This is a genomic window from Vibrio sp. 811, assembly GCF_033339195.1.
The window spans coordinates 1-551 of sequence record NZ_JAWOUB010000797.1; the positions used below are offsets into that span (position 1 = coordinate 1).

Sequence of the window (551 nt, forward strand, 5' to 3'; positions counted from 1 at the left end):
AAGAAAGCTACAGGCAAGTCATCTACTCAAAGACAGCACGCTTGTTCGAGTCTGCAACGCAAATTGGCGCGATCTTAAATGATGCTCCAGAACACGTTGAATTGGCTCTGCAGAATTATGGTAAATACCTAGGCACTGCATTCCAGCTTATTGATGATGTAATGGACTACACATCCGATGGCGAAGACATGGGCAAAAATGTTGGTGATGATTTGGCTGAAGGAAAACCGACACTGCCTCTGTTACATGCAATGCGTAATACGACGCCAGAAAATGCGCTGATGATTCGCGAAGCGATTGAAAAAGCCAATGGCATGGAACGCTTAGATGAAATCCTAGCCGTTATGAAAGAGGCCGGTTCGTTAGAATACACTACGCAAAAAGCGTTAGAAGAAGCAGATAAGGCGATCGCTGAACTGGAAGTACTACCAGAATCAGAATACAAAGAAGCGCTTATCACGCTGGCTCATGTTGCGGTAAAACGCACCCGCTAGCACCATCAGACCCTTTAGCAAGAAACACAAAAGGAAGAGCATTTCGCTCTTCCTTTT

General features: G+C 45.2%; 1 protein-coding gene. It reads left to right on the forward strand.

Features of this window, described 5'->3' with window-relative positions; translation table 11 throughout:
* Positions 1-494: polyprenyl synthetase family protein (locus R7Q46_RS29455; RefSeq protein ID WP_318078623.1), on the forward strand; the 494-nt coding region annotated here is incomplete at its 5' end.
* Positions 495-551 lie beyond the last annotated feature (57 nt).